This window comes from Streptomyces sp. NPDC026500 (genome assembly GCF_055567635.1).
The window spans coordinates 33,574-55,339 of sequence record NZ_JBVHQB010000015.1 but is presented as its reverse complement, the minus strand read 5'-3'; the positions used below and the strand labels follow the sequence as shown (position 1 = coordinate 55,339).

The following is a 21,766-nucleotide window of genomic DNA, read 5'->3' as shown; positions in this document are numbered from 1 at the left end:
CGGGAGTGCGCCGGAGGGGAGCGTGCCGGACGGGAGCGCGCTGGAGGGGAGTGTGCCGGACGGCGCCGCCGGGCGCGCCGCCGGACGGCGGGCCGGGAGGAGCGCCGGACGGGGCGCCGGAAAACTGGCCTTCCGGCTGAGGTTCAGACGCGACCGCACTCTGGTCCTGATGACCCTCCCGGCGATCGCGCTCATTCTTGTCTTCAACTACATACCGGTCCTCGGCAACATCGTGGCCTTCCAGGACTACGACCCGTACCTGAGCGACAACGGCTTCGTCGCGATGTTCGAGAGCCCCTGGATCGGTCTGGAGAACTTCCAGCGGATCTTCGCGGACTCGGGCTTCTGGCACGCGGTGCAGAACACGTTCGTGCTGTTCTTCCTCCAGCTCGTGCTCTACTTCCCGATCCCGGTCGGCCTCGCGCTGCTCATCAACAGCGTGGTCAGGCCCCGGGTCCGGGCGGTCGCCCAGGCGGTCATGTACCTCCCGCACTTCTTCTCCTGGGTCCTCGTCGTCACGGTCTTCCAGCAGATCTTCGGCGGGGCGGGCATCATCGCGCAGACCCTGCGCCAACACGGTCATCAGGGCATCGACCTGATGACCGATCCGGGGATCTTCAAGTTCCTGGTGACGGCCGAGGGTGTCTGGAAGGACGCGGGCTGGGGCATCATCGTCTTCCTCGCGGCCCTGTCGTCCGTCTCGCCCGACCTGTACGAGGCCGCTGCCATGGACGGGGCCGGGCGTTGGCGCCGGATGTGGCACATCACCCTGCCGGCCCTGCGCCCGGTGATCGCCCTGCTCCTGGTGCTGCGCGTCGGCGACGCGCTCACCGTCGGCTTCGAGCAACTCCTGCTCCAGCGCGACTCGGTGGGACCCGGAGCCTCCGAGGTCCTCGACACCTACGTGTGGTGGAACGGCATCCGCAACCAGGACTTCGGCTATGCCGCGGCCGCCGGACTGGTCAAGGGTGTGGTCGGCCTGGGGCTCGTCCTGACCGCCAACAAGGTCGCCCATCTCATGGGTGAGCAGGGGGTGTACAAGAAATGACCGCCTTGACGTACGAACCGCGCGACAAGCCCGGCCGCTGGGCGGCGCCGCCCCGGCCGCCCTGGGAGGAAGAGCCGTCGAAGGCCGGCCTCGCGGGCAAGGGGCTCGCCCTCACCCTGGCCGCGTTCGCGATCCTCTTCCCGCTGTGGATCGTCGTCGTCACCAGCCTCCAGTCGAAGAAGACCATCGACGCGGCCGGCGGCCTGGTGGTCATCCCCAAGGGCGTCACCCTTGTCGCCTACCAGGAACTGCTCACCGGCGGCCAGGTGCAGCGCGCCGCGCTCGTCAGCGTCGGCGTGACCCTGGTCGGCACCCTGTTCAGCATGACGGTCTCGGTCCTGTGCGCCTACGGCCTCTCGCGCATCGGATCGCTCGGCCACCGCTGGTTCCTGATGCTGCTGCTCGCCACGATGTTCTTCGGCGCCGGACTCATCCCCACCTATCTGCTCGTGCAGGCGCTCGGCCTCACCGACACCTATCTGGCGCTGATCCTCCCCAGCGCGGTCAGTGTCTTCAACATCCTGGTGCTGCGAGCGTTCTTCATGGGCATCTCGTCCGAACTGATCGACAGCGCCCGCATCGACGGCGCCGGCGACTGGCGCATCCTGTGGCAGATCGTGATGCCGCTCTCCCGGGCGGTCCTCGCGGTGATCTCGCTGTTCTACGCGGTCGGTTACTGGAGCGCCTGGTTCAACGCCTCCATCTACCTGACCGACCAGGACATGATGCCGCTGCAGAACGTCATGATCCAGCTGGTGCAGAAGCAGGAGCGTCCCGTCGGACTCGCCACGCAGATCAACACCGGTCAACTGTCGCCGCTGGCCATCCAGATGGCCGTCATGGTGATGGCACTGCTGCCGGTCGCGATCCTCTCGCCCTTCGTCCAGCGGCACTTCAAGAAGGGCATGCTCACCGGCGCCGTGAAGGGCTGACCCAGGCCGGCTTCCCGCGCCACCTCTGTTCCGCCGCATCCCGTCGCCCCGCCGCACCCCTCTGCTCGCCGCGGCCGACCTGCTCCTGACCAGCGGTCGGCCGCGGCGGTCCACTCCTCTCCCCGATCGAGGTAGGTCATGCGCACGCCCCGCGGAACCGGCCCGGAGTCCGGGCGGCCGAGTCTGAGCGATGCCACCCGGGGGCGCCTTCTGTTCGGCGGCGACTACAACCCCGAGCAGTGGCCCGAGGAGACCTGGCACGAGGACGTCCGCCTCATGAAGGAGGCGGGCGTCAACTCCGTCACCCTCGGGGTCTTTTCCTGGGCCCAGCTGGAACCGCGCCCGGGAGCACGGGAGTTCGGCTGGCTGGACCGGCTGATGGACCTGATGCACGAGCACGGCGTCGGCGTCGTGCTCGCCACCCCCACCTCCTCGCCGCCCCCCTGGTTGGGCCGGCTGCACCCCGAGACGCTGCCCCGGGACGAGGACGGCCGCACCGAATGGTGGGGCTCCCGGCAGCACTTCTCGCACTCCAGCGCCGTCTACCGTCGCCGTGCCGCCGCCATCACCGAGGATCTGGCCGCCCGCTACGGCAGCCACCCCGCGCTCACGATGTGGCACATCAACAACGAGTACTGCACCTTCGACTACGGCGACGAGGCGGCCGCCGCCTTCCGCCGCTGGCTCCAGGACAGATACGGCACCGTCGAAGCCCTCAACACTGCCTGGGGAACGGCCTTTTGGGGCCAGGGGTACGACGGCTGGCACGAGGTCGTCCCGCCGCGTCACGCGCACTACATGAAGAACCCGACACAGGTGCTCGACTTCAAGCGGTTCACCTCCGACATGCTCCTGGAGTGTTACGCCGCCGAGCGGGACATCGTGCGCCGCCACAGCCCGCACACTCCGGTGACCAGCAACTTCATGCCGATGTGGGTCGGACAGGACGCCTGGCGGTGGGCCACCGAGGAAGACGTCGTCTCGGTCGACATCTATCCGGACCCGCGCGACCCGCTCGGTGCGCAGAACGGCGCGCTCATCCAGGACATGACGCGCTCGCAGGCCGGGGGCGGTCCCTGGATGGTCATGGAGCAGGCGGCCGGAGCGGTCAACTGGCGCGGTGTGAACCACCCCAAGCCGCGCGGGCTGAACCGCCTGTGGTCGCTGCAGGCCGTGGCGCGCGGCGCCGACGCCGTCTGCTACTTCCAGTGGCGGCAGTCCCGGCAGGGTGCGGAGAAGTTCCACTCGGGGATGATCGGCCACGCGGGGGAGCGGGGCCGCACGTTCCAGGAGATCAAGCGGATCGGCGCCGAACTCGCCCTTCTCGGCGATCATGTGACAGACAGTCATGTTGCCTCGGACATCGCGATCCTGCACGACTGGAACTCCTGGTGGGCGGGAGCGCAGGACGGGCGGCTGTCCTCGAAGACGGAATACACGGAGCTCGTACGGGCCTGGCACCGCGCCCTGTGGGAAGCTCACCTCACCACCGCGTTCGCGCATCCCGAGCACGACCTCTCCGCCTATCGGATGGTCGTCGTGCCCCAGCTGTACCTGCTCACGGACGCGGCGATCGACAACCTCCTCGCCCATGTACGAGCGGGCGGCACGCTCGTCTGCGGCTTCCTCACCGGCGTCGCCGACGAGGACGACCGGGTGCGGCCGGGCGGCATGGACGAGCGGCTGCGCGAACTGTTCGGCATCCGCACGCTGCACGAATGGTGGCCGCTGGACGCGGGGGAGACTGTCGAATGCGACGGCTTCCGGGGCGTGCTCTGGTCCGAGGAGATCGAACCCGACGGAACCGCGGTCGCCGAGGCGCGGTACCGGGGCGGCGAGCTGGACGGACTGCCCGCCGTGCTCCGCAAGGGCACCGCCCGGTACCTGTCGACCCTTCCCGAACCGGCCGCCCTGCGCGAACTGCTGGCGAAAGCGGCGGACGGCGCGGGCATCCGGCCCGTGCTCGACGGTCTGCCCGACGGCGTCGAGGCCGTCCGGCGCGGCGAACTGCTCTTCCTGCTCAACCACGGGCGCGACCCGGTGACCATCGAGATACCGGGCAGCCACCGCGACCTGCTCGGCGGCGCGCCCGTGCTCGACTCCGTACGACTGGAGCGCCACGGAGCGGTGGTGCTCGCCCCATGACGGACAAGGTTCGCGCCGGCGCCGGCTCCGTCGACGCCCACTCCCGAAGGGACGGCGGCCGTACCGGCGCCCCCGTCCACGGCACCTGGGAACCCCTGCCCGCCGCCCGCTGGGAGGACGCCTTCCTGAGCGGGAACGGCACGCACGGCGTCATGGTGTTCGGTGATCCGAACGACGACCGGGTGATCGTGAACCATCACCGTCTGATCCGTCCGAACGGCAGCGCGAACGCCCGTCCGCCCGAGCTCGCCGACCGCCTCGCCGACGTACAGGACAGGCTGCTGGCCGGAGACATGAGCGCGGGGGAGGACTTCACCGACGGCCGGCCGCTGCTGTGGGTGCAACCGTTCCACCCGGCCTTCCAGCTGCGGCTCCGCCGCCCAGCCGAGGAGTGGCGCGCCTACCGGCGCGAGGCCGACTTCAGCACCGGCGTCGTCCGCGCCGACTGCCGTGACTGGCACAGCGAGGCCTTCGTCTCGCGCGCCGACGACGTGATCGCGCAGTATGTGACCGCCTCCGACCTCGCGGTCGAGGTGACGCCGGACCACCGGCTGCCGGGAGCGCCCGCCGACCTGGCGGTCGGCCACGGAGCCGTCCGCACCCCCGAGGGCGCCCTCCTCACGCTGCGTGCCCGCTATCCGGGCAGCGACCTGGCGTACACCGGGGTCACACTCCTCGTCACCGACGGCCGGACCCGTTCCGCCCTTCCCGGCGTACAGGTCGAGGGCGCCCGCTCGATGCTGCTGCTGACCCGGGTGCACCGGCACCGGGGCGAGCTGGACGTCCTCGCCGAGGTCCGCGCGCTGCGGGAGCTGCTGCCCGAGGCCGGCCACGGCGCCGAGGACATCGAGCATGCCTACACCCACCTGCTCGCCCGCCACACCGCCCTGCACCGCGCCGCCTACCTTCGTGTCACCCTCGACCTGCGCGCCGAGCCCGCAGAACGGGCCCTCCCTGGATCGGAGCTGGTCCGGCGCCCGAAGAGCCCCGCCCTGCTGGAGAGGCTCTTCGCGGCCGGCCGTCACCACCTGCTGTCCGCGGCCGGTACGCTGCCGCCCCGGCTGACCGGGCTCTGGACCGGTGACTGGGACACCGCCTGGTCCGGGGCGTTCACCACGGACGCCAACCTCAATCTGCAGACCGCCTCGGCCGCCGCGGCCGCGCTCCCCGAGGTCACCGAGGCGCACGCGGCCCTGATCCACGGCCAGTTGCCGCACTGGCGGGACAACGCCCGAGCCGTCTTCGGGGCACGCGGGGTCGTGGCCCCCGCCCACACCGACGGTGAGTCCGGCCACATCTACCACCTCAGCCGCGCCTACCCGCTGCACGTGTGGACCGCCGGTGCCGACTGGCTGCTCAAGCCCCTCGTGGACCACGACGAGACCCGTGGCGAACGCGACCCGCAGCTGGCCGCCGCGCTGGCCGAAGTGGCCCGTTTCTACGAGGACTTCCTCACCCGGACCGACGACGACGGCCACCTGGTGATCGTGCCGTCCTACTCACCGGAGAACCGTCCCGCGAACGCGAGCTGGGTCACCGTCAACGCCGCCATGGACCTCTCGGCGGCCCGGCACGCCCTGCGCACGGCGGCCGCGTACCACCCGGGGCCCGACGCCGAGCGCTGGCGCTCGCTCGCCGACCGGCTGCCGCCGCACCGGATCAACGCCGAGGGCGCGCTGGCCGAGTGGGCCCGTCCCGGACTCGTCGACACCTATGACCACCGGCACCTCAGCCACCTCTACGGCGTCTGGCCGCTCGACGAGATCAACCCGTACGACACTCCCGAACTCGCCGCGGCGGCCCATCGCGCTCTCGAACTGCGCGGCGCCGAGAACGACTCCGCGCACGGCCATCTCCATCACGCCCTGGTGGCCGCCCGGCTGCGGGACGCGGAGCGCGTGGCGGGCGCCCTCGACAACGTGCTGGCCGGGGACTTCTTCCACGTGTCCCTGATGAGCGGCCACTACCCGAACCGGCACGTCTACAACGCCGACGCCGCCCACACCCTGCCGGCCGTGCTCATCGAGGCGCTGATCCAGTCCACACCGGAGCGGCTCGTCCTGCTTCCCGCGCTCCCCGCCGGTCTCGCGAGCGGCGAACTGCGGGGCGCTCGCACGAGGTTCGGCGCGGAGGCCGACCTCACCTGGACCCCCGACGGTGCCACGGCCGTGCTGCGACCGGGCCGCACCTGCCGCATCGAACTCCAGACTTCCGCCGGCGCGCGACCGCTCTCACTGAGCGCCGGAGAAGACCGCGTTCTCACTCTGGGGCCGCGGTAGACCCCGCACTTCCCCCCACCCATGGAAGGGACACCATGGCACTTCGCACACTGAACAGGATCACCAAGGTCCTCGTCGCCCCCGCGCTCGCGCTCGGCGCGACCATCGGCCTCGCCTCGGCCCCCGCCCAGGCCGCCGTCTGGTCCTCCTGCGACCAGTGGGGCAGTACCACCCTCAACGGGTACACGCTCTACAACGACATCTGGGGCTCCGGCGCCGGCAGCCAGTGCATCTGGGCCAACTCCGGCACCAACTGGGGAGTCTGGGCCGACCACCCCAACACCGGCGGCATCAAGTCCTACCCCAACTCCAAGAAGTACGTCGGCAAAACGATCGCGGGGCTGTCCACCCTCACCAGCACCTACAACGTCACCGTCCCGTCCTCCGGCGCGTACAACACCTCGTACGACATCTGGGACACCGGCTACGCCCACGAGACCATGCTGTGGGTCAACTACAACGGAGCCGTCGGCGCGCTCGGCACCTCACAGGGCACGCTCACGCTGAACGGCAACACCTGGACCGTCTACAAGGGCAACAACGGCGCGAACGACGTCTTCTCGTTCCTGCGCACCTCGGACTCCACCTCCGGCACCGTCAACATCCTCCCGATCATGAGGTGGATCGCGAACACCAAGGGCTGGATGTCGAGCAGCGCGACCATCGGAGACGTGCAGTTCGGCTTCGAGATCACCTCGTCCGCGGGCGGTCTCGACTTCACCACCAACAACCTGACGGTCAGCAGCAGTTGATCCAAGCCTGGTTGATCCCTGCCTGACGGTGCGGCCGGTCCCTCGCGGGGACCGGCCGCACCCGGCTCGGACAGGTCCTAACCGGCCACGGGCAGCGTGGCTCCGTCCCGCAGGAACAGCGGGATCCGGTCCAGCGGCGCGTCGACCGTGACGTCCGCGCCGCCTTCGTACGTCTTCCCGGTCCACGCGTCCGTCCAGCGCGCACCCGCCGGCAGGTACGCCGTACGGGCCGTCGCGCCCGCCGTGAGGACCGGCGCGACCAGCAGGTCGGGGCCGAGGAGATAGGCGTCGTCCACCGACCACGCCCCCTGGTCGCCCGGGAACTCCAGGAGCAGCGGGCGCATCACCGGCAGCCCCTCCTCGTGGGCCTCCCGCATGACGCCCAGCAGATACGGCTTCAGGCGTTCGCGCAGCCGCAGGTACTTCTCCATGACGGCGCCGGCCTCCTCGCCGTACGACCAGACCTCGTTCGGGCCGCCGGTCATGTCGGGGCCGAGCGGCAGTCCCGGGTCGCGGAAGCCGTGCAGCCGCATCAGCGGGGACAGCGCGCCGAACTGGAACCAGCGGACCATGACTTCGCGGTACGCCGGGTCGTCCGGGTCGCCGCCGTGGAAACCACCGATGTCGGTGTTCCACCAGGGGATGCCGGACAGCGCGGTGTTGAGGCCCGCGGCGATCTGGCGGCGCAGGGTCGCGAAGTCGGTACCGATGTCGCCGGACCACAGGGCGGCCCCGTAGCGCTGACTGCCCGCCCAGGCCGAGCGGTTGAGGGAGACGATCTCGGTCTCCCCGGCCGCGCGCAGACCCTCGTAGAAGGTGCGGGCGTTCTCCCTGGGGTAGAGGTTGCCGACCTCCAGACCCGGGCCCGCGTGGTACCGCAGGTTCTCGGCGAAGCCCGGCTTCAGTTCCGGCTCGCAGGCGTCCAGCCAGAAGGCCGAGATGCCGTACGGATCGAGGTAGTTGTCCTTGACCCGCGACCACAGGAAGTCGCGCGCCTCGGGGTTCGTGGCGTCGTAGAAGGCCACCTGGACGGTGGACGCGACCTGCTTGTCCGGCCAGTCGGCGTGCGCCATCGGCCCGTACTCGGTGCCGATGAAGTAGCCCCGCTGCTCCATGAGCTGGTGGTTCTCGGAGAGCGGCGAGACCGACGGCCAGACCGACGCCACCAGTTTGACGCCGAGGCCCACGAGTTCGGCCTGCGTGGCCGCCGGGTCGGGCCACTCGGCCGGGTCGAACTTCCAGTCGCCGAGGTGGGTCCAGTGGAAGAAGTCGCAGACGATGACCGACAGCGGCAGACCCCGGCGCTTGTACTCCCGTGCCACCTCCAGGAGTTCCTCCTGGGTGCGGTAGCGCAGCTTGCACTGCCAGAATCCGGCCGCCCACTCGGGCAGCATCGGTGTACGGCCGGTCGCCGCGCTGTAGCGGCGCTGGGCGTCGGCCGGAGTGCCCGCGGTGATCCAGTAGTCGATCTGGCGGGCCGAGTCGGCGACCCAGCGGGTGCCGTTGCCCGCGAGCTCCACCCGGCCGATGGCCGGGCTGTTCCACAGGAGGGTGTAGCCGCGGCTGGAGGTGAGCACGGGAATGGTGACCTCGGCGTTGCGCTGGATCAGGTCCAGGACCGCGCCCTTCTGGTCGAACAGCCCGTGCTGGTGCTGCCCGAGTCCGTACAGCTTCTCGCCCTCGTACGCGGCGAAGCGCTGTTCCAGACGGTGGTGGCCGTTGCCGGTGGGGGTGTACAGCCGCGACCCGGGCCACCAGAAGTGGGCGCGCTCCTCGGCGAGGAGTTCACCGCCGTCGCCGGTGCGGGTGAAGCGGATCAGTCCCTCGGCGCTCACCTCGACGGTCAGCGCTCCGACCGTCAACCGGCCATCGTCGTCCCGGAGTTCGATCGAGCTCGCGGTGGCCTCCCGCTCGTCGAGCAGGGCTCCCGGCAGGCCGTCGAGCACGGGACCGCCGAGACGGGCGCGGACCCGGACCGCGTCGGGGCCCCACGGCTCGATCCGGACGGTCTCCGTGCGGCCGCTCCACTCCAGCGCGCCGTCCCGCTCACGGAACGTGCCGACGGTCGGGGAGGACTGGGCGAGGCTGACCTGGGGCTGTGTTTCGGCAGACTGATTCACCGTGCTCCTGAAGGAGTGCAGACATGAAGGAGTGCAGACAGGGAGTGCGGGGGGTGCAGAGCGGGAGTGCGGGGGGCGCGGGCTGGGGTAAGGACAGGGCGGTGCGGTCAGGGCGGTGCTGAGAGAGCGCGCAGATCGAGGGGTGCCCCGGCAGGGGTCACGAGGTCCGAGGAGGGGGCCGGAAGGGGCGCCCCCGAAAGGGTCCTGGGTCAGGGAGCGGACGGGGCCGGCCCCGTGCTCGCCCGTACCGTCAACTCCGGTGCGATCAGTACGACTTCGTCCTTGCCGCGCCCTTCGAGCTTGGCGATCAGGTGCTCGACGGCATGCCGGCCCATGTCCTGCGCGGGGATGGCGACCGACGTCAGCCGCACCGATGCCTGGGTGGCGACCTGGTCCGGGCAGATCGCGATCACCGACACGTCCTCGGGCACGGCACGGCCCTCCCGGCGCAGCAGCGCGAGCAGCGGTTCGACCGCCGACTCGTTCTGCACGATGAAGCCCGTGGTGCCCGGGCGCTCGTCGAAGATGCGGGCGAGGGTGAGGGCCATCGCGTCGTAGCCGCCCTCGCAGGGCCGGTGCAGCACGCGCAGCCCCAACTCCCGCGAGCGGGAACGGAGTCCGTCGAGCGTGCGCTCGGCGAAGCCGGTGTGCCGCTCGTAGACGGCGGGTGCCTCGCCGATGACAGCGATGTCACGGTGGCCGAGCAGCGCCAGATGCTCGGCGCACAGCGCGCCCGTCGCCCCGAAGTCGAGGTCGACGCAGGTCAGGCCGGTGGTGTCGGCGGGCAGGCCGATGAGCACGGACGGCTGGTCCGTCTCGCGCAGCAACGGCAGCCGCTCGTCGTCGAGTTCGACGTCCATGAGGATCATCGCGTCGGCCAGCCCACTGCCGGTGACCCGGCGCACCGCGTCGGGCCCCTCCTCGCCGGTGAGCAGCAGGACGTCGTAGCCGTGTGTCCGGGCGTTCGTGGCCACCGCTATGGCGATCTCCATCATCACGGGGACGTACATGTCGGTGCGGAGCGGAACCATCAGCGCGATGATGTTGGACCGGCTGCTCGCCAGGGCGCGGGCGCCCGCGTTCGGGTGGTAGCCGAGCTCCTGGATGCTCCGCTCGACCCGCTGCCGGGTGTCCATGGAGATGGACCGCTTGCCGCTGAGGACATAGCTCACCGTGCTCGCCGAGACTCCGGCGTGCTGGGCGACCTCGGCGAGGGTGACCATCCAGCTCTCCAAGCTTTGTGAAGCGCTTCGACAGTGCGCGCGGTACGGATAGGGGCGAGTGAGGGTGGCTCGACATTAGCCCGGTGGAGGAATCGTGTCCATAGGTTGTCGAAGCGCTTCGACGACTAAAATCCTGAACGTGGTTCAGCAGTCTCGAGATCGTGCGGCGGCCCCCTGACCGGCGTACTCAGACCGTCCCCCGGAAGGGACCTCCGGCGCAACAGCGCCGACCGTGCCCGTCCCCGCGGGTGAGGGGGCGGCCGAGGGGCGGTGCCGGCCGTGGTTCCGGGGGGCGGCCATTGGGCCGAACGCTGCGCGAGGACTGGTGGGGTCACCCGGAATCAGGTAAATACGATCGAGTAGAACCGGTCGGTAACGAACAGTCCCAAGATCCCTATTCGCGGCGAGGTGAGCCTCATGTCCGCAACACCCCACCAGCCCACAGTCACTGAACGTGAGGCCCGACAGGTCGCCGAGGCCGCGCGAGAACAGGGCTGGCAGAAGCCCAGCTTCGCCAAGGAACTCTTCCTCGGCCGCTTCCGGCTCGACCTGATCCACCCGCACCCGCTCCCCGCCGACGAGGACACCCAGCGCGGCGAGGAGTTCCTGGCCAAACTGCGCGATTTCTGCGAGACGAAGATCGACTCCGCCCGGATCGAGCGCGAGGCGCGGATCCCGGACGAGACCATCACCGGGCTCAAGGAAATCGGCGCGCTCGGCATGAAGATCGACACCAAGTACGGGGGGCTCGGCCTCACCCAGGTGTACTACAACAAGGCCCTCGCCCTCGTCGGCTCCATGAACCCGGCGCTCGGCGCGCTGCTCTCCGCCCATCAGTCGATCGGCGTACCGCAGCCGCTGAAACTCTTCGGCACCCAGGAACAGCGCGACACCTTCCTGCCGCGCTGCGCCCGCACCGACATCTCCGCCTTCCTGCTCACCGAGCCGGACGTCGGTTCCGACCCGGCGCGGCTCGCCACGACGGCCGTCCCCGAGGGCGACGACTACATCCTCGACGGGGTGAAGCTGTGGACGACCAACGGCGTCGTCGCGGATCTCCTCGTCGTCATGGCGCGCGTCCCGAAGTCCGAGGGCCGCAAGGGCGGCATCACGGCCTTCGTGGTGGAAGCCGCCTCGGAGGGCGTCACGGTCGAGAACCGCAACGCGTTCATGGGCCTGCGCGGCCTGGAGAACGGCGTCACCCGCTTCCACCGGGTGCGGGTGCCGGCGGCCAACCGCATCGGACCGGAGGGCGCGGGCCTGAAGATCGCCCTCACCACCCTCAACACCGGCCGCCTCTCGCTGCCCGCCATGTGCGTGGGAGCGGGCAAGTGGTGCCTGAAGATCGCCCGCGAGTGGTCGGCGGTGCGCGAGCAGTGGGGCAAGCCGGTCGCCTTCCACGAGGCCGTCGGCTCCAAGATCTCCTTCATCGCGGCCACCACCTTCGCGCTCGAAGCCGTTCTCGACCTGTCGTCGCAGATGGCCGACGAGAACCGCAACGACATCCGCATCGAGGCCGCCCTCGCCAAGCTGTACGGCTCCGAGATGGCCTGCCTGATGGCCGACGAGCTGGTCCAGATCCGCGGCGGCCGCGGCTTCGAGACGGCCGCGTCACTGGCGGCCCGGGGCGAGCGCGCCGTCCCCGCCGAACAGGTCCTGCGCGACCTGCGCATCAACCGCATCTTCGAGGGCTCCACGGAGATCATGCACCTGCTGATCGCCCGGGAGGCCGTCGACGCCCATCTCTCGGTGGCCGGCGACCTCATCGACCCCGACAAGTCCCTCTCGGAGAAGGCGAAGGCGGGCGCGAACGCCGGTGTCTTCTACGCCAAGTGGCTGCCGAAACTGGTCGCGGGCGCAGGCCAACTCCCGCGCTCGTACAACGAGTTCCACCAGGACGTGGACCTCTCCCCGCATCTGCGCTACGTCGAGCGCAGCGCTCGCAAGCTCGCCCGGTCCACCTTCTACGCGATGTCGCGCTGGCAGGGCCGCATGGAGACCAAGCAGGGCTTCCTGGGCCGGATCGTCGACATCGGCGCCGAGCTCTTCGCGATGAGCGCGGCCTGTGTACGGGCCGAACTCCTGCGCACCACGGGGGAACACGGCCGAGAGGCCTACCAGCTCGCCGACGCCTTCTGCCGCCAGTCCCGCATCCGCGTCGACGAACTCTTCGAACGCCTGTGGACCAACACCGACGACATCGACCGCAAGGTCGTCAAGGGCGTCCTGTCGGGCACCTACACCTGGCTGGAGGAAGGCGTCCTCGACCCGTCCGGCGAAGGCCCCTGGATCGCGGACGCGACACCGGGCGCGAGCACCCGGGAAAACGTCCACCGACCCATTCGCTGACGCCTTCCCCGGCAACAATCAGCGATAGCCAGCAATACCCAGTCATGCACAGAGGTCCCTTTCGCCGTTCCGCTGCTTGCCGCACCGAAGCTGTGCGTCAACAATGAAAGGAACGGCGAAACAGGGACGGCAGATGCGCCGAGGAGTCGGGGAAGAATACAGTCACGGCATTTCCGTACAGCTGACGCGGGCCCGCGCCGAGGCGTGGTGGCAGCTGAACGAAATGGACGGCGTACGGGCTCCGCGGACCGTACGCGGCGAGGCGCGGCCCCCGGCGCGGAAGCTGCGCGAAACCGCGCCGGAGACCTTCGAGGCACACCGGGACGCCCTGGCGGTCCTCCTCGACGACTGCGCGTCGGCCCTGGTCGACGAGGTGCCGCGGCCACCCGTCGCCCGCTTCGACGCGCCGGCGACCCGGAGGACCGGGCTCCGGGACACCGACGGACTCCTCGACGCGGGCCGGCCCGGCGAGCGGCCCGTCGTCCAGCAACTCGGCCGCGCGGCGCTCGACGCGGTCGACGACCCCGTACCGCGTGAAGTGATCAGAGCGAATCAGCAGGGTGTCCGTATTCTCCGGCCGGCCAATTGCCGCCAGAGATGCTCATGGACGCCGTATAACTGCGCCGAATCGCGAGGGAATTCCCATGCCAGGAAAAGGTCTCGACGCCATCACCAGCAGGATCATGCGGGCGGGCGAGGGCCGGATGCTGCACCGCCTCGAACGCCTCGCGGCACAGGTCGGCTCCCTGGAAGAGGAGTTCAGGGCGCTGACCGACGAGGAACTCCAGGCGCTCACACCGGAGTTCAAGGAGCGGTACGCAGCCGGTGAGAGCCTCGACGACCTGTTGCCGGAAGCCTTCGCCGCGATGCGCGAGGCGTCCCGCCGCATCCTCGGCATGCGCCACTTCGACGTACAGATCATGGGCGGAGCGGCGCTGCATCTCGGCAACATCGCCGAGATGCAGACCGGTGAGGGGAAGACCCTCGTCGGCACCCTGCCGGTGTATCTGAACGCCCTCACGGGCGAGGGGGTTCACCTCGTCACGGTCAACGACTACCTGGCCGGGCGTGACGCCGAGTGGATGGGGCGCGCGTACCGCTTCCTCGGGCTGAGCGTCGGCGTCGTCCGGACGGAGTCGACGCCCGCCGAACGCCGCGCCCAGTACGCCTGCGACATCACCTACGGCACCAACACCGAGTTCGGCTTCGACTATCTGCGCGACAACATGGCCTGGTCGCAGGACGAACTCGTCCAGCGCGGGCACCACTTCGCGATCGTCGACGAGGCCGACTCGATCCTCATCGACGAGGCGCGCACCCCGCTGATCATCTCCGGCCCGGCCGACCAGCCGACGCACTGGTACGAGGCCTTCGCCGCGTTCGCCCAGCACATGAAGGGCGTACGGGTGCAGGAGGAGCACTTCACCACGCAGGCCGACAAGGACCGCCTCGCCGAACTGCGGATGCGGCACGACTACGAGTACGACCCCAAGAAGCGCACGGTGTCGATCCTGGACCCCGGCGTCGAATACCTCCAGGACCAGCTCGGCATCGACAGCCTCTACGAGTCCGACCACACCCCGCTGATCGGACACCTCAACAACGCCCTCAAGGCCAAGGAGCACTTCAAGAAGGACAAGGACTACGTCGTCGTGGACGGCGAGGTGCTGATCGTCGACGAGCACACCGGCCGCATCCTCGCGGGCCGCCGCTACAACGAGGGACTCCACCAGGCCATCGAGGCCAAGGAAGGCGTCACGATCAAGGACGAGAACCAGACGCTCGCCACGATCACCCTGCAGAACTTCTTCCGCCTCTACGACAAACTCGCCGGCATGACGGGCACCGCCATGACCGAGGCGGCCGAGTTCCACCAGATCTACCAGTTGCACGTCGTCCCGATCCCCACCAACCGGCCCATGGTCCGGCGCGACGACCCCGACCAGATCTACCGCACCGTCGAGGCGAAGTACGCCGCGATCCTCGCCGACATCGCCGAGAAGCACGAGCTCGGCCAGCCGGTCCTGGTCGGCACCACCTCCGTCGAGAAATCCGAGGTGCTCTCCGCGCTGCTGCGCAGGCAGGGCATCCGGCACGAGGTCCTCAACGCCAAGAACCACCAGCGCGAGGCCCAGATCGTCGCCCAGGCCGGACGCCGGGGCGCCGTCACCGTCGCCACCAACATGGCGGGGCGCGGCACCGACATCATGCTCGGCGGCAACCCGGAGGCCATGGCGTCGGCCGAGACGGGCGAGGACACGGACCCGGAGGAACGGCGGAGGGCCCTCGACCGGATCACCTCCGCGGTCGCGGCCGAGCACGACGAGGTCAAGGAACTCGGCGGGCTCTATGTGCTGGGCACCGAGCGTCACGAGTCCCGGCGCATCGACAACCAGCTGCGCGGCAGGTCCGGCCGGCAGGGCGACCCCGGCGCCTCCCGCTTCTACCTCTCGCTGGAGGACGACCTGATGCGGCTGTTCCGGGCCAACGTCGTCGACCGCGTGATGGCCATGGCGAACGTCCCCGACGACGTACCCATCGAGAACAAGATGGTCACCCGCGCCATCGCCTCCGCCCAGGCCCAGCTGGAGCAGCAGCACTTCGAGTCCCGCAAGGACGTCCTGAAGTTCGACGAGGTCCTCAACCGGCAGCGCACGCTCATCTACGCCGAACGCCGCCGCGTCCTCGCCGGCGAGGACCTGCGCGAACAGATCGTCCACTTCATGGAGGACACCGTCCGGGCGTACATCGAGCAGGAGACCGGCGAGGGCTTCGGGGAGGAGTGGGACCTGGAGCGCCTGTGGGGGGTACTCGGGCAGCTGTACCCCGTGGGGATCACCGTCGAGGAGCTGGAGGACCGCTACGGCGGCCGTGACGGCCTCACCACCGAGCGGGTCGTCGAGGCGGTGACCGACGACATCCGCACCCGGTACGGGGAGCGCGAGACGGAACTCGGCTCCGAGAACCTGCGCGACCTGGAACGGCTCGTCGTCCTGTCCGTCCTCGACCGCAAGTGGCGCGAGCACCTCTACGAGATGGACTACCTGCGCGACGGCATCGGCCTGCGCTGGACCCTCGGCCGCGAGCCGATCATCGAGTACGAGCGCGAGGGCTTCGACATGTACGGAGCCATGACCGACGCCATCAAGGAGGAGTCAGTCGGCTACGTCTTCAACCTCGACGCCGCGGCTCCGGCCACCGAGGCCCTCGACCGGCGCGACCGCACCGGTGGCCTCCTCTTCTCCGCACCGACGCTCGACACGGCCGATGGCGTGGTCGAAGGCGCGTTCGCCCGTAGACAGCCGCCCGGGACCGCGCCGGCCGCTCCCGAACCCGCCGACGGACCGCCCGCGCGGCACCGCCCCAAGCCGCCGAAGTCGGGAGCCAGGCGCCGCCGCAAGCGCTGACCTGCGGATCAGTAAGGCAGCCGGCCGTTCCCGAACCCCCGCGGGCGCGCACCCCTCCACCGCCGCCCGTACGGGATGTCCACACCTCGCGCGGGCCCGTGGACACGGCCGCGCACCGGGAATCGCGGGGGAGGCGGCGGGAATGAGGGACGCCCTGTCCTTCGGCGGACGCGATGCGGCCACAATGGGGGGATGAGCGACAGTCCAGCCCCCCTCGCTGATCCGCATCTTGTCTTCGACCCCGTGGACGGAGTCCGGGATGTCGTGATCCTCGGATCCACCGGCTCGATCGGCACCCAGGCCATCGACCTCGTGCTGCGCAACCCCGACCGGTTCCGGGTCACCGCGCTGTCCGCCGCCGGCGGCAGGGTCGCCCTGCTCGCCGAACAGGCCCACCGGCTGCGGGTGCGGACGGTCGCCGTCGCGCGCGAGGACGCCGTTCCGGCGCTCAGGGAGGCCCTCGCGGCCCACTACGCCCCCGGTGAGACCCTTCCCGACATCCTCGCCGGACCCGACGCGGCCACCCAGGTCGCGGCCTCCGACTGCCACACCGTCCTCAACGGCATCACCGGTTCCATCGGCCTCGCGCCCACCCTCGCCGCCCTGGAGGCGGGCCGCACCCTCGCGCTCGCCAACAAGGAGTCGCTCATCGTCGGCGGCCCCCTGGTGAAGGCGCTGGCCAAGCCGGGCCAGATCATCCCGGTCGACTCCGAGCACGCCGCCCTGTTCCAGGCGCTGGCCTCCGGCACCCGCGCGGATGTGCGCAAACTCGTCGTGACCGCCTCCGGGGGCCCGTTCCGCGGCCGTACGAAGGCGGAGCTGGCGGACGTGGCACCGGCCGACGCCCTCGCGCACCCCACCTGGGCCATGGGCCCGGTCATCACGGTCAACTCCGCGACCCTGGTCAACAAGGGACTGGAAGTCATCGAGGCGCACCTCCTCTACGACATTCCCTTCGATCGGATTGAGGTGGTCGTGCACCCGCAGTCGTATGTCCACTCGATGGTGGAATTCACGGACGGCTCGACGATCGCCCAGGCGACGCCCCCCGACATGCGGGGGCCGATCGCCATCGGCATCGGCTGGCCCGAGCGCGTCCCGGACGCGGCTCCCGCCTTCGACTGGACGACGGCGTCGAGCTGGGAGTTCTTCCCCCTCGACAACGACGCCTTCCCGGCGGTGGGGCTCGCCCGGCACGTGGGGGAGCTCGCGGGTACGGCCCCGGCGGTGTTCAATGCCGCCAACGAGGAGTGCGTGGACGCGTTCCTGAACGGCACACTGCCGTTCAACGGGATCATGGAAACCGTCACCCGGGTCGTCGAGGAACACGGCACACCGCGTACGGGAACTTCCCTGACCCTCGCGGACGTCCTCGAAGCGGAGACCTGGGCGCGTGCCCGGGCCCGTGAACTGACGGCACAGACGACAATCGCGGAGGCTCGTGCATGACGACCCTGATGATGATCCTCGGCATAGTCGTCTTCGTGCTCGGGCTGCTGATCTCGATCGCGTGGCACGAGCTGGGACATCTGTCGACGGCCAAGCTCTTCGGCATCCGGGTGCCGCAGTACATGGTCGGCTTCGGCCCGACCATCTGGTCGCGCAAGAAGGGTGACACCGAGTACGGCATCAAGGCCGTTCCGCTCGGCGGCTACATCCGCATGATCGGCATGTTCCCGCCCGGCCCGGACGGGAGGATCGAGGCCCGCTCGACGTCCCCCTTCCGGGGCATGATCGAGGACGCCCGGTCGGCGGCCTTCGAGGAGCTGAAGCCCGGCGACGAGACCCGCCTCTTCTACACGCGCAAGCCGTGGAAGCGCGTGATCGTGATGTTCGCCGGTCCCTTCATGAACCTCATCCTCGCCGTCGCGATCTTCCTCGGCGTGATGATGACGTTCGGCGTCCAGACCCAGACCACCACGGTCGGCAAGGTCTCGGACTGCGTCATCCAGCAGAGCGAGAACCGCACGAAGTGCGCGGCGAACGACCAGGCGGCGCCCGCCAAGGCCGCCGGCCTCAAGGGCGGCGACAAGATCGTCGCGTTCGACGGCAGGGCGGTCGGCGACTGGTCGGCCCTCCAGTCCGACATCCGGGCCAACCCCGGCAAGGACGTCACGATCACCGTCGAGCGCAAGGGGCAGCAGGTCGACCTGAAGGCCCACCTGATCAAGAACCAGGTGAGCAAGACCGACGGCAACGGCGGCTATGTCGAGGGCAAGTACGTGTACGCCGGCTTCCTCGGCTTCACGCCCGCCTCCGGCATCGTCCAGCAGTCCTTGGGCGAGTCCGTGAACCGCATGGGCGACATGATGCAGAACGGCGTCGAGTCCCTGGTCTCGCTGCCCGGCAAGGTCCCCGACCTGTGGAACGCGGCCTTCGGCGACGGCCCGCGCAAGGCCGACTCCCCGATGGGCGTGGTCGGCGCGGCACGCATCGGCGGCGATGTCTTCACCCTGAACATCCCCGCATCGCAGCAGGTCGCGATGATGCTCCTGCTGGTCGCCGGGTTCAACCTCTCCCTGTTCCTGTTCAACATGCTCCCGCTGCTCCCGCTCGACGGCGGGCACATCGCGGGCGCGCTGTGGGAGTCGCTGCGCCGCAGCACGGCGAAGGTCCTGAAGCGGCCGGACCCGGGTCCGTTCGACGTGGCGAAGCTGATGCCGGTGGCCTACGTGGTGGCCGGAATCTTCGTCTGCTTCACCTTGCTGGTGCTCGTGGCGGACGTGGTCAACCCGGTGAAAATCTCCTAGTAAGCCCGCGTTGGCGGCGGCCGGGCACCCTGGGTGCCCGGCCGCCTTCCATTGAGTGGGTTTGGGAGCGGGGGCGTGATGTGCTCCCTGGCGCGCCCGTACCGTAATCTCGAAGCCTGGAGCCCACGATTCCGGGACCTTGATCCACAACTTGGGGTTGCACAGCAGATGACTGCGATTTCTCTCGGCATGCCGTCCGTTCCGACCAAGCTGGCCGAGCGCCGGAAGACCCGGCAGATCCAGGTCGGGACCGTGGCCGTGGGTGGAGACGCACCCGTCTCGGTGCAGTCGATGACGACCACACGTACGTCGGACGTCGGCGCCACGCTTCAGCAGATCGCCGAGCTGACCGCGTCCGGCTGCCAGATCGTGCGCGTCGCCTGTCCCACCCAGGACGACGCCGACGCGCTCGCCACGATCGCCAAGAAGTCCCAGATCCCGGTCATCGCGGACATCCACTTCCAGCCGAAGTACGTCTTCGCCGCGATCGACGCCGGCTGCGCCGCCGTCCGCGTCAACCCCGGCAACATCAAGCAGTTCGACGACCAGGTCAAGGAGATCGCGCGGGCCGCGAAGGACACCGGCACCCCGATCCGGATCGGCGTCAACGCGGGCTCGCTCGACAAGCGTCTGCTCCAGAAGTACGGCAAGGCCACGCCCGAGGCGCTCGTCGAGTCCGCGCTCTGGGAGGCCTCCCTCTTCGAGGAGCACGACTTCCGGGACATCAAGATCTCGGTCAAGCACAACGACCCCGTCGTCATGGTCAATGCCTACCGCCAGCTTTCCGCCGCGTGCGACTACCCGCTGCACCTCGGCGTGACCGAGGCCGGTCCCGCCTTCCAGGGCACCATCAAGTCGGCCGTCGCCTTCGGCGCCCTGCTCTCCGAGGGCATCGGCGACACCATCCGCGTCTCCCTGTCGGCCCCGCCGGTGGAGGAGGTCAAGGTCGGCCTGCAGATCCTGGAGTCGCTGAACCTCAAGCAGCGCGGCCTGGAGATCGTCTCCTGCCCGTCCTGCGGCCGAGCCCAGGTCGACGTGTACAAGCTGGCCGAGGAAGTCACCGCCGGCCTCACCGGCATGGAGGTCCCGCTGCGCGTCGCCGTCATGGGCTGCGTCGTGAACGGTCCGGGCGAGGCCCGCGAGGCCGACCTCGGTGTCGCCTCCGGCAACGGCAAGGGCCAGATCTTCGTCAAGGGCGAGGTCATCAAGACCGTCCCCGAGTCGAAGATCGTGGAGACCCTGATCGAAGAGGCGATGAAGCTCGCCGAACAGATGGAGGCCGAGGGCATCGCCTCCGGCGAGCCGTCCGTGTCCGTGGCCGGCTGACCCACACGCTCGCCCCTGGACGGACAGATGTCCCCGGACCCCGGACAGGCAGAGGTTCCCGGCGAACCCGGGCCCGACCGAGGTCCACGGCGAACTCCGGACCGAACAAGGTTCCCGCGGATCCCGGACCGGCCCACGGTCCCGGGCGGACCCGGGCCGGTCGAGGTGTTCCACGTGGATCCTGGGTCGGCCGAGGTTCCGGGTGGCGCGGGAAGGCGGCCCTGGTTCCTGGCCGTCCCGGACCGGCCGAGGTTCCCACGTGGGCCCCGAGCCCGGCCCGGGTTCCGCGTGGCCCGGGAAACCAGCCCGGTCTCCCGGCGGACCCCGGGTCCGCCGAGGTTCCCGCGGACCCCTGGCCGGGGCCACGCTCCCGGGAGCGTGGGGAACTGCGCGAACAGCCCCCGCGCGGCCCGCGACCGGTCCGGCAGGCGGCTCGTGGCCGCCGGGCACGGCCGGTTGGGCCCGTGCAAGGGGGCGGGCAGGGCACAACCTCTCCGGGTACAGTGCGGAGATCAGCAGACCCCAGGGTGAGGCCTCCGTACGTGTTGACCCAGACCACCACCAGGGTCCTCGAACCGAGTGACCTGGACGCCGCGCTCGCGGTCCTCGGCCGCGAGCCGGTGGCGAATGCTTTCGTCGCCTCCCGTGTACAGGTCGCCGGGCTCGACCCATGGCGGCTCGGCGGCGAGATGTGGGGCTGGTACGAGGACGGCATGCTGCAGTCCCTCTGCTACGCGGGCGCCAACCTCGTCCCGATCTGCGCCACCCAGCGCGCCGTGCGCGGCTTCGCCGACCGGGCCCGCAGGGGCGGCCGCCGCTGCTCCTCGATCGTCGGTCCCGCCGAAGCCACCGCCCAGCTGTGGCGGCTGCTCGAACCGAGCTGGGGCCCCGCCCGCGAAGTCCGCGCCCACCAGCCGCTCATGGTGACCGACCGGCTGCCCGCCGACATCGCCCCGGATCCGTTCGTCCGCCGCATCCGCAAGGACGAGATGGAGACGATCATGCCGGCGTGCGTGGCCATGTTCACCGAGGAGGTCGGCGTCTCGCCGATGGCCGGCGACGGCGGCCTGCTCTACCAGGCCAGGGTGGCCGAACTCGTCGGCTCCGGCCGGTCCTTCGCCCGCCTCGACCAGGACGGCAAGGTCGTCTTCAAGGCCGAGATCGGCGCCGCGACCGGCCAGGCCTGCCAGATCCAGGGCGTGTGGGTGGCCCCCGAGTACCGCGGGCGGGGAGTTGCGGCCCCCGGCATGGCGGCCGTGCTGCGCTACGCCCTCGCCGATGTCGCCCCGGTCGTCAGCCTCTACGTCAACGACTTCAACACGGCGGCGCGGGCGACGTACCGCCGCGTCGGGTTCCAAGAGGTCGGCGCGTTCATGAGTGTCCTGTTCTGACGCCAGGCGCGGGCCCGGCGGGACCTCACACGTCCCGCTGTTCG

General features: G+C 70.1%; 13 protein-coding genes. 11 read left to right on the top strand and 2 right to left on the bottom strand.

The features are described 5' to 3' along the window. Positions 1-52 precede the first annotated feature (52 nt). The 5 genes from ACZ4N5_RS25845 to ACZ4N5_RS25825 all read left to right on the top strand — a co-directional run bounded on the left by ACZ4N5_RS25845 (position 53) and on the right by ACZ4N5_RS25825 (position 7,156). Positions 53-1,048: an ABC transporter permease gene (locus ACZ4N5_RS25845; RefSeq protein ID WP_467759580.1), complete on the top strand. Its 996-nt coding sequence runs from the start codon at positions 53-55 to the stop codon at positions 1,046-1,048. Then, entirely contained in the window at positions 1,045-1,980 is a 936-nt protein-coding gene (locus ACZ4N5_RS25840) for a carbohydrate ABC transporter permease (protein WP_467759441.1), read from the top strand. Before ACZ4N5_RS25845 ends, ACZ4N5_RS25840 begins: the two co-directional genes overlap by 4 nt. A gap of 138 nt (positions 1,981-2,118) precedes the next feature. Next, positions 2,119-4,125 carry a beta-galactosidase gene (locus ACZ4N5_RS25835; RefSeq protein WP_467759440.1) on the top strand — a complete coding sequence of 669 codons (2,007 nt, stop codon included), beginning with the start codon at positions 2,119-2,121 and terminating at the stop codon, positions 4,123-4,125. Next, positions 4,122-6,404, top strand: coding sequence for a glycosyl hydrolase family 95 catalytic domain-containing protein (locus tag ACZ4N5_RS25830; protein WP_467759439.1), 2,283 nt, complete (start codon positions 4,122-4,124; stop codon positions 6,402-6,404). The genes ACZ4N5_RS25835 and ACZ4N5_RS25830 overlap by 4 nt, the downstream gene beginning before the upstream one ends. A gap of 35 nt (positions 6,405-6,439) precedes the next feature. Further along, positions 6,440-7,156: a glycoside hydrolase family 12 protein gene (locus ACZ4N5_RS25825; RefSeq protein ID WP_467759438.1), complete on the top strand. Its 717-nt coding sequence runs from the start codon at positions 6,440-6,442 to the stop codon at positions 7,154-7,156. A 77-nt stretch (positions 7,157-7,233) separates the two neighbouring features. On the opposite strand, the gene ACZ4N5_RS25820 is transcribed toward ACZ4N5_RS25825, so the two are convergent. Continuing rightward, complete coding sequence (locus tag ACZ4N5_RS25820) at positions 7,234-9,276, bottom strand: glycoside hydrolase family 31 protein (protein WP_467759437.1); 2,043 nt, start codon at positions 9,274-9,276, stop codon at positions 7,234-7,236. 209 nt (positions 9,277-9,485) lie between these two features. Continuing rightward, positions 9,486-10,499 carry a LacI family DNA-binding transcriptional regulator gene (locus tag ACZ4N5_RS25815; protein WP_467759436.1) on the bottom strand — a complete coding sequence of 338 codons (1,014 nt, stop codon included), beginning with the start codon at positions 10,497-10,499 and terminating at the stop codon, positions 9,486-9,488. 417 nt (positions 10,500-10,916) lie between these two features. Here ACZ4N5_RS25815 and ACZ4N5_RS25810 point away from each other — a divergent pair, with 417 nt between their 5' ends. From ACZ4N5_RS25810 to ACZ4N5_RS25785, 6 genes are all read left to right on the top strand, one after another. Further along, positions 10,917-12,848: an acyl-CoA dehydrogenase family protein gene (locus tag ACZ4N5_RS25810; RefSeq protein WP_467759435.1), complete on the top strand. Its 1,932-nt coding sequence runs from the start codon at positions 10,917-10,919 to the stop codon at positions 12,846-12,848. 644 nt (positions 12,849-13,492) lie between these two features. After that, the gene (gene secA, locus ACZ4N5_RS25805) at positions 13,493-16,255 is read left to right on the top strand and encodes a preprotein translocase subunit SecA (RefSeq protein WP_467759434.1); all 2,763 of its coding nucleotides are present in this window, start codon (positions 13,493-13,495) and stop codon (positions 16,253-16,255) included. 192 nt (positions 16,256-16,447) lie between these two features. Continuing rightward, complete coding sequence (dxr, locus tag ACZ4N5_RS25800; RefSeq protein ID WP_467759433.1) at positions 16,448-17,704, top strand: 1-deoxy-D-xylulose-5-phosphate reductoisomerase; 1,257 nt, start codon at positions 16,448-16,450, stop codon at positions 17,702-17,704. Next, positions 17,701-19,005 (top strand): M50 family metallopeptidase, encoded by a 1,305-nt coding sequence (locus ACZ4N5_RS25795; protein ID WP_467759432.1) that lies wholly within the window; start codon positions 17,701-17,703, stop codon positions 19,003-19,005. Before dxr ends, ACZ4N5_RS25795 begins: the two co-directional genes overlap by 4 nt. A gap of 168 nt (positions 19,006-19,173) precedes the next feature. Next, positions 19,174-20,331 (top strand): flavodoxin-dependent (E)-4-hydroxy-3-methylbut-2-enyl-diphosphate synthase, encoded by a 1,158-nt coding sequence (gene ispG / locus ACZ4N5_RS25790; RefSeq protein ID WP_467759431.1) that lies wholly within the window; start codon positions 19,174-19,176, stop codon positions 20,329-20,331. Between the two features lie 542 nt (positions 20,332-20,873). Then, on the top strand, positions 20,874-21,722 hold the full coding sequence (locus tag ACZ4N5_RS25785; protein WP_467759430.1) for a GNAT family N-acetyltransferase: 849 nt from the start codon (positions 20,874-20,876) through the stop codon (positions 21,720-21,722). Positions 21,723-21,766 lie beyond the last annotated feature (44 nt).